General features: G+C 70.7%; 9 protein-coding genes. 7 read left to right on the forward strand and 2 right to left on the reverse strand.

Annotated elements, in window-relative coordinates:
- The 4 genes from G6019_RS04775 to G6019_RS04790 all read left to right on the forward strand — a co-directional run.
- A partial coding sequence (locus G6019_RS04775; RefSeq protein ID WP_182627123.1) for a pantoate--beta-alanine ligase occupies positions 1 to 267 on the forward strand: 267 nt, incomplete at its 5' end.
- The gene (gene panD, locus G6019_RS04780) at positions 268 to 693 is read left to right on the forward strand and encodes an aspartate 1-decarboxylase (RefSeq protein ID WP_095717939.1); all 426 of its coding nucleotides are present in this window, start codon (positions 268 to 270) and stop codon (positions 691 to 693) included. It abuts the gene before it with no gap.
- A gap of 16 nt (positions 694 to 709) precedes the next feature.
- Positions 710 to 1,480: a type III pantothenate kinase gene (locus G6019_RS04785; RefSeq protein ID WP_107755675.1), complete on the forward strand. Its 771-nt coding sequence runs from the start codon at positions 710 to 712 to the stop codon at positions 1,478 to 1,480.
- Positions 1,481 to 1,513: 33 nt separating this feature from the next.
- Entirely contained in the window at positions 1,514 to 2,176 is a 663-nt protein-coding gene (locus G6019_RS04790) for a TMEM175 family protein (RefSeq protein WP_228549125.1), read from the forward strand.
- Positions 2,177 to 2,242: 66 nt separating this feature from the next.
- On the opposite strand, the gene ygiD is transcribed toward G6019_RS04790, so the two are convergent.
- A complete protein-coding gene (gene ygiD, locus G6019_RS04795; RefSeq protein WP_182612844.1) occupies positions 2,243 to 3,034 on the reverse strand; it encodes a 4,5-DOPA dioxygenase extradiol in 792 nt (263 codons plus the stop codon).
- 250 nt (positions 3,035 to 3,284) lie between these two features.
- Here ygiD and G6019_RS04800 point away from each other — a divergent pair, with 250 nt between their 5' ends.
- Genes G6019_RS04800 through lysS form a run of 3 tightly spaced genes read left to right on the forward strand, consistent with a single transcriptional unit; the run spans position 3,285 to position 6,369 of the window.
- The gene (locus G6019_RS04800) at positions 3,285 to 3,701 is read left to right on the forward strand and encodes a rhodanese-like domain-containing protein (RefSeq protein WP_182612845.1); all 417 of its coding nucleotides are present in this window, start codon (positions 3,285 to 3,287) and stop codon (positions 3,699 to 3,701) included.
- A gap of 46 nt (positions 3,702 to 3,747) precedes the next feature.
- Positions 3,748 to 4,710: a glutaminase A gene (glsA, locus tag G6019_RS04805; protein WP_182612846.1), complete on the forward strand. Its 963-nt coding sequence runs from the start codon at positions 3,748 to 3,750 to the stop codon at positions 4,708 to 4,710.
- Between the two features lie 21 nt (positions 4,711 to 4,731).
- Positions 4,732 to 6,369, forward strand: coding sequence for a lysine--tRNA ligase (gene lysS, locus G6019_RS04810; protein ID WP_107755680.1), 1,638 nt, complete (start codon positions 4,732 to 4,734; stop codon positions 6,367 to 6,369).
- Positions 6,370 to 6,397: 28 nt separating this feature from the next.
- Here the strand turns inward: lysS and G6019_RS04815 are convergent, their stop codons facing one another.
- The gene (locus G6019_RS04815) at positions 6,398 to 7,027 is read right to left on the reverse strand and encodes a DUF1801 domain-containing protein (protein ID WP_107755681.1); all 630 of its coding nucleotides are present in this window, start codon (positions 7,025 to 7,027) and stop codon (positions 6,398 to 6,400) included.
- Positions 7,028 to 7,275: the final 248 nt, after the last annotated feature.

Genomic DNA, 7,275 nt, shown 5'->3' on the forward strand with positions numbered 1-7,275 from the left:
GGTCGGCAGGCGGTGCTCGACGCCGCCCGCGCGGTCCTGGCCGAGCGCCCGCAGATCTCCGTCGACTACCTCGAACTCCGGGCGGGCGACCTCGGCGAGCCACCGGAGGAGGGTCCGGGGCGTCTCCTGGTGGCGGCCCGGATCGGATCCGCCCGCCTCATCGACAACGTCGGCGTGGCCATCGGCACGGGATTCCTCGCCGCCGCCGAGGCGACCGTCGCCGCCCAGCAGGCCGAGTTGGCCGCAGACCTCAAGGAAGGCCTCTAGATGCAGCGCACCATGCTCCACTCCAAGATCCACCGGGCGACCGTGACCCAGGCCGACCTGCACTACGTGGGCTCCTGCACCATCGACGCGGATCTCATGGACGCCGCGGACCTGCTCGAGGGGCAGCAGATCGACATCGTCGACATCGACAACGGCGCACGCCTGACCACCTACGCCATCACCGGCGAGCGCGGTTCCGGGGTCATCAGCATCAACGGCGCGGCCGCGCACCTGGTCCATCCCGGCGATCTGGTGATCATCATCGCCTACGCGGTGATGGAGGACGCCGAGGCGCGCGCCTACTCGCCGCGCGTCGTGTTCGTCGACCCCCACAACCGGATGCTCACGGAGGGCACCGACCCGGCGGACGTCCCCGCGGGGTCGGGGCTGAAGAACCCGCGCGTCCCCGAGCCCGTCACCGTCTAGGTGCCGGGATAGGGCCGTGTTACTCACCGTCGACGTCGGCAACACCCACATCCGCCTGGGCGTCTTCCCCCCGGACGGCGGGCCGCTCGAGCGCACCTGGAGCATGCGGACGTCGCCGGCGGTGACCTCCGACGAGCTGGCGTTGACCATCCGGGGCCTGCTCGGGGACTGCGCCGGGCGCCTGTCGGGTATCTCGGCGATGTCGGTCGTGCCCTCGGTGACCGGCGAGCTGCGTCGGATGGCCGCCGACTACTGGCCCGGGCTCCACGCGGTCGTGGTGGCTCCCGGCGTGAAGACCGGCGTACCGCTCCTCGTGGACAGTCCCCGGGAGGTGGGATCCGACAGGGTCGTCAACGCCCTGGCCGCCCACACCTTGTTCGAGGGCGCGGTGATCGTCGTCGACGTGGACACGGCGACCACGGTCGACGCCGTTTCCGCGCGCGGAGAGTTGCTGGGCGGGGCGATCGCACCCGGGATCGACATCTCCGTGGACGCGCTGGCCGAGCGCGCGGCGGCGTTGCGGAAGATCGAGGTGGTGCGGCCCCGGAGTGCGCTGGGCAAGAACACGGTGGCCGCGCTGCAGGCCGGGATCGTGATCGGGTTCGCCGGTCAGATCGACGCCCTGGTCGACCGCCTGCGGACGGACGTCGCCGACCTGTCCGACGCGGCGGTGGTGCTGACCGGGTTGCGGGCGGACGTGGTGTCCGAGGAGTCGCGCACGATCACCGACGTGGAACCGGAACTCGCCCTCGAGGGTCTGCGGTTGGTGTTCGAGAAGAACGCCTGACCGACGCCCCGGGCCGATGGCATGCTGTCCGACATGGGCGGGAGCGGTCGGGAGAGGATCGATGACGACGAGGTGATCCGCAGGGACACCTCCGAGTTCGATCGCGGACTGTCCTTCTTCGACGCCATCTACGGCTTCGCCGTGACGCTGCTCATCGTGAACGTCGACCTGCCGGAGCCGCAGGCGTGGCAGGACCTCGGTTCCCTGGCGGCATCCGGGGTGGGGCAGCAGTTGCTCGGGGTCGCGTTGAGTTTCGTGGTGATCTGTGCGTTGTGGCGGGTCAACGTCAGGATGATCAAGGGGCTGACCGGTCTCGACGGCCCGATGGTGTTCGGCAACCTCCTGGCCACGGGCCTGGTGATCCTGGTGCCGTTCACCACCGATGCGATCAGCAACCCGGCCACGGCGGATCTGGCGCTGCCGACCGCGCTCTACGCCGTGAACATCGCCGGGGTCGCCCTCGCCCAGGCCGCGGTGTACCAACGAGGTCGCGCGGCCGGACTGGAACGCCGCCCCACGTCCGCGAGGGAGAACAGCCTGGTGCTGCTCGCGGCGACCACCACCCCGGCGGTGTTCCTGGCGTCGGTCCCCGTGGCGCTGACGGTCGGCGCCGCGGCGGCCCAGTTCATGTGGGTGTCGTTGATCGTGCTGCTGCCGTTGACGGGACGACTCGCGAATCGGGCGAGAGGGACCTGACGGCGGGTGTCGGCCGCCACGGACCCCGCGCTGCGGCCGGGTCAGGGGCCACGCGGTCAGGTGGGTTCAGGCGGCAGAGCGGTAACTCGTCATGGAGACCGACCCCCAGGCGTACCCCTCGCTGAAGGCGTCGAGTTTCTCGCCGGACCCGGCGGCCATTCCCGCCGTGTACAGCAGGGGCAGGAAGTGGTCGGCACTGGGCACGGCCAGTCCGGCGTCGGGGTGGTCGAGCAGCGACACCGCGTCCTCGGGTCGGTCGGTGAGCAGCGCCCGGGCGTGGTTGTCGAACCGGTGCGCCCAGTCGGTGCCCGAGTCGCCGAGGGACGGGTCGACGGCGGCCAGGTTGTGCACGACGTTGCCGCTGGCCAGGATCAGGACTCCCGAGTCCCGCAGCGCCGAGAGCCTGGTTCCCAGGTCGAAGTGGTAGTCGGCGGGTTTCGAGGCGTCGACCGACAACTGCGCCACCGGCACGTCGGCGTCGGGGAAGACGTGGGCCAGGACGGACCACGTGCCGTGATCGAGTCCCCACGAGTCGCGGTCCTCGCCGATCCAGGTGGGACGGACCACCTCGGCCACCTCGGACGCGAGTTCGGGTGCGCCGGCGGCAGGGTAGTCGAACTCGTTGAGTTCCCGGGGGAAGCCGTAGAAGTCGTGGATCGTCCGGGGGTGCGCCATCGTGGTCACCGCCGTGGCGCCGATGTACCAGTGGGCCGAGACGGCGAGCACGGCCCGGGGGCGTTCGGGGAGTGCGGCTCCGAGCGCAGCCCACTGTCGGGTCCACTGGTTGTCCTCCAGCGCGTTGAGGGGGACGCCGTGTCCGATGAAGACGGCGGGCTGGCGCGAGGGTGTGGTGGTCATGATGCTCCTTTACTCCACCTATATGATGCATCAACTAACCGGAGCGCGCCAGCGGATGGGGGGTGGGGCGGCCGGGAGGCGCTCGCCCTTGCGGTAGATAGACCGGTCTGTCTATTATCGTGGTCATGAACGCACGTCGAATGCCCTCGGCCGGTCCGGTGGCGTCCGCACGTGCGCAGCACTGGTGTCCCCGACCGGCAGCAACCCCCTCGACCGCACCGACCGGGACCCGCCTCACCAGGAGCGCCAGATGACCTCTCTCGCCGTCACCCTCACCGACCCCGCCGCCCGCACGCTGGACGTGGCGGACTACCGCACCACCGTGGAGGCGGGGGCGCTCGTGGTGGACATCCGCTCGCGGGTCCAGCGCGAGCGACAGGGCGTGCTGGCGGGCGCGGTCGCCGTCGAGGCCCGTCCCGTCGTCGAGCTCCTCGATCCCCGATCGCCGTCCCCGCTCGCCGCCGTGGAGGAGGGCCGCGAGGTGGTCCTGGTCAGTGACGACGGGCTCGACGCCGAACTGTTCGCGCTGGAGCTGCACTCCCGCGGCGTGCGAGGGGTGCGAGCGGTGGACGGGGGGCACGAGGCGATCCGGGCCGCGGGGGAGCTCGGCCTGCTGTCGGATGCGGAGCATCTGCTGCGCGAGCGGTCTGCGATCTCCGCACACTGAGCCCGACCGGGGGCGCGCCGGCACCGACGCCGGTACGGTCGCGTCCATGACGGACCACATCTCGGCGGACCTGCTCGACGGCATTCTCGACGAGGTCCGCGATGACTCCTCGGGAGAGCTGGTCCCGCACCTGGGCGACTACGAGCATCCGAACCCCGACGCCCTGGCGATCGCGGTGTGCGACCTCGGGGGCACCGTCGTCTCGGCGGGGGACGACGACATCCGCTTCGACCTGCAGTCCGCGTCGAAGCCGTTCGTGTACGCCCTGGCCCTGGACCAGAAGGGCGTCGACGAGGTGGCCAAGCGGATCGGGGTGGAACCCTCGGGTGAGGCGTTCAACGAGATCTCCCTGGAGGCCGGCACCGGTCGGGCTCCCAACGGGCTGGTCAACGCCGGGGCGTTGGCCGCCCACGCCCTGGTGGGAGATTCCGACGACGACGAGGTCTCCCGCTTCGAGCACATCCGCGCGCTGCTCTCCCGGCTCGTCGGGCGAGAGGTGGAGGTGGACGAGGAGATCGCCGACATCGAGGCGAAGAGCGCGCACCGCAACCAGGCGCTCGCGCACCTCCTCGCCGAGGAGGGCTCCCTCGCGGACGACCCCCACGAGGTGGTGGCGGGATACGGACGCCAGTGCGCGGTCCGCGTGGACGTCCGCGAACTCGCCCACATGGCGGCCATGTTCGCCAACGGCGGGGTGATCCCCGGTAGCGACGACCGGATCCTCGGGCGCAAGGCGGTGCGCTACGCCAACAGCGTGATGTTCACCTGCGGCATGTACGACGCGGCGGGTGACTGGGTGTACCAGGTGGGACTGCCCGCCAAGAGCGGGGTGTCGGGATGCCTGTTGGCGGTGGCGCCCGGCAAGTACGGCATCGCGGCGTACTCGCCGCGCCTGGACGAGCACGGCAACAGTATCCGGGCGGCGGCTGCCATCGAATCCCTGTCGGACAGGTTGGACCTCCACGTCCTCGACCACGTGGGTGCCGACGGGTTCGGTTCCGACGCCTAGCGGCGACTATCCTCGACAGTCGTGACCGACACGACTCCCGCCGCGCCCGGGGCCGCCTCGACCGAGCCCGCCGACGACACCCCCGAGCAGGTGCGTATCCGTCGCGACAAGCGGCAGCGGATCCTCGACTCCGGCGTCGACGCCTATCCGGTCGGGGTCCCCCGCACGCACGGGCTCGTCGAGATCGCCTCGGATCCGCGCTTCGTCGCACTCGAGCCGGGGGAGGAGACCGACGTCGTGGTCTCGGTGGCCGGCCGGGTCCTGTTCGTCCGAAACACCGGCAAGCTCTGCTTCGTCCGACTCCAGGACGGTGTGAGCCCCGAGGCGGACCTGTCCGTCCCGGCGGCCGAGGGCGAGCCCGATCCGTTCGCCCCGCAGTTGCAGGCGATGCTCTCGCTCGCCAACGTGGGCGAGGAACGGCTCGAGGCGTGGAAGCAGGACGTGGACCTGGGTGATCACGTCTCGGTGACCGGCCGCGTGGTGCGCTCCAAGCGGGGCGAGCTGTCCGTCATGGCGGACTCGTGGGTGCTGGCGGCCAAGTCGCTCCGGCCGCTTCCGGTGGCGCACAAGGAGCTGAGCGAGGACACGCGGGTCCGTCAGCGCTACACCGACCTCATCATGCGAGACACGGCCCGGCGCAACGCGGTCACCCGTATCAAGGTCGTCCGGGCACTGCGCGCCGCCCTCGACCGGCGGGGGTTCCTCGAGGTGGAGACGCCCATGCTGCAGACGCTGCACGGCGGCGCCGCCGCCCGGCCCTTCGTCACCCACTCCAACGCCCTGGACCTCGACCTGTACCTGCGGATCGCCCCCGAGCTCTACCTCAAGCGGTGCGTGGTGGGCGGGATCGAGCGGGTCTTCGAGATCAACCGGAACTTCCGGAACGAGGGCGTGGACTCCTCGCACAGCCCCGAGTTCGCGATGCTCGAGACCTACCAGGCCTATGGGGACTACGACACCTCCGCCACGATGATCCGTGAGGTCATCCAGGAGGTGGCGCTCGAGGTCTTCGGTTCCACCACGGTGACCCTGGCCGACGGCACCGAGTACGACCTCGGCGGGCAGTGGCGCGAGATGCGCATGTACCCGTCCCTCAACGAGGCGCTGCGCGCCACGCACCCCGAGCTGGTGAACGGTGACGACGACGAGGACGCCGTCACGGTCGACTCGACGGTCGACGAACTCACCGAACTGGCCGGCAGGGTCGGGCTCGAGGTCCCCAGCGGCAGGGGGTGGCTGCACGGCAAACTCGTCGAGGAGCTGTGGGAGCACCTGTGCGGCGATCAGCTGGACGGTCCTGTCTTCGTCCGAGACTTCCCCGTGGAGACCTCGCCCCTGACCCGCGACCACCGCACGGACCGCGGGGTCACCGAGAAGTGGGACCTCTACGTCCGTGGATTCGAGCTGGCGACCGGGTACTCGGAGCTCGTCGACCCGGTGATCCAGCGGCGGCGCTTCGAGGATCAGGCGCGGTTGGCAGCGGCGGGTGACGACGAGGCGATGGTCCTCGACGAGGACTTCCTGGCGGCCATGGAGCAGGGGATGCCGCCTACCACCGGGTTGGGAATGGGGATCGACCGCCTGCTCATGGCGCTCACCGGACTGGGGATCAGGGAGACGATCCTGTTCCCGATGGTCAAGCCGCTGCCGCGGGACTGACGAGACTCTCGACCCGGTTCCGCGAGCGTCAGTCCGGGTTCGCCCAGGCCGCGGCCACGAGATCGCGGAGGACGGTCTCCTCGATCCGGGCCAGGGACGTGACGTAGAGGCACCCCTTCCCGGTCTTGTGCGGACCCATCGTCGCGAGCAACGCGGCCGCGCCCGGGGCCTCCAGCAGGCCGTAGAGACTGACGGCCGAGGCCCGGGGGCTGAAACCGACCCGGAGGGTGTCGCCCTCGCGTCCGCTGTCGTACACGTAGTGGCGCCGACCGTAGCCCACGATCGAGGGGCCCCACATGGTGGGGTCCTCGCCGGTCACCTCACCGAAGAGGTCGAGCAGGCGCAGACCGTCCTTCACGCGTCGGGCGGTGGGTAACCCCTCGATCCACCCCCGCGGTGACATCGATTCCGAACGGATCGCCGTGTTGTCGTTCCGGCCGGTCGCCCGGGGCCGGGCGACCGGCTCGGTGAAGGAGAGTCCGGCGGCGGTCAGCGCGTCGCGCAGAACCCCGAGCTGGGAGGGGCCGATCCCGTGCAGTGCGAGAACGTCTCTCTCGGGCGTGCCGTCCAACTGGCGGAGGTCGGTGATCCCGGCATCCCTGAGTGCGCGGGAAGCCGGGGCCGAGAGCCTGGGCAGGGGAAGCGGTGACGCGCTCATGACGCGAACGCTAGCCCCCGCGCCCTCAGACCGCCCGGGTCGAGACCCGAACGTGACTCCAGACGCCTGTCCAGGTGGACGACCCCGGACATAATCACCGCATGAGAAGAACACTGTCACGGCTGGTGACCGGTGTGGCGGCGGGGCTCGTCGTGGTGGGGACCGCGAGCCCCGGCGCGACGGCCCAGCCGGCTCTCCCGGCCGAGGTCCAGCAGGTGGTCGATCAGGCCGCGGCCGGCTCAGCGCAG

Source organism: Dietzia sp. DQ12-76 (genome assembly GCF_014145045.1).
Taxonomy (GTDB): domain Bacteria; phylum Actinomycetota; class Actinomycetes; order Mycobacteriales; family Mycobacteriaceae; genus Dietzia.

Excerpts from the sequence above, each read along its gene's own strand:
- panD (WP_095717939.1), top strand. The coding sequence starts at position 268 with ATGCAGCGCACCATGCTCCACTCCAAGATCCACCGGGCGACCGTGACC.
- G6019_RS04790 (WP_228549125.1), top strand. The coding sequence starts at position 1,514 with ATGGGCGGGAGCGGTCGGGAGAGGATCGATGACGACGAGGTGATCCGC.
- ygiD (WP_182612844.1), bottom strand. The coding sequence starts at position 3,034 with ATGACCACCACACCCTCGCGCCAGCCCGCCGTCTTCATCGGACACGGC.
- G6019_RS04800 (WP_182612845.1), top strand. The coding sequence starts at position 3,285 with ATGACCTCTCTCGCCGTCACCCTCACCGACCCCGCCGCCCGCACGCTG.
- glsA (WP_182612846.1), top strand. The coding sequence starts at position 3,748 with ATGACGGACCACATCTCGGCGGACCTGCTCGACGGCATTCTCGACGAG.
- G6019_RS04815 (WP_107755681.1), bottom strand. The coding sequence starts at position 7,027 with ATGAGCGCGTCACCGCTTCCCCTGCCCAGGCTCTCGGCCCCGGCTTCC.